Source organism: Pseudomonas sp. SDT291_1_S447 (assembly GCF_054070155.1).
Genome location: NZ_JBSVXS010000383.1, coordinates 1 through 240, shown reverse-complemented (window position 1 = coordinate 240; position 240 = coordinate 1). Strand labels below are relative to the sequence as shown.

1 pseudogene is annotated in these 240 nt (G+C 60.8%); it reads right to left on the bottom strand.

Annotated elements, in window-relative coordinates:
- Positions 1–240 (bottom strand): annotated as a pseudogene (locus tag ACW9IR_RS30015) (SAM-dependent methyltransferase); the annotation flags it as partial.

Sequence of the window (240 nt, the reverse complement as noted above, 5' to 3'; positions counted from 1 at the left end):
CACCACCGAACGCGCACCCAGGCCATACAGCGAAAGGCTTTCACGGCCATTGTTGCAGCACAGTTGCACCACATCCTTACCGTTCACACCCACGTCTTGCAGCAAGCCGGTCAGCGTCGGGTCCAGGCAAGAAAAGCCAGCCGCGCCGACACTGTTGAGCAGCGCGTTCCAGGTGTCCGTGGTTTTGTGCAGGCTGGCGGATTGGTCCCAGGCGTCCTTGTTGCAGGCGATTGCCTGTTC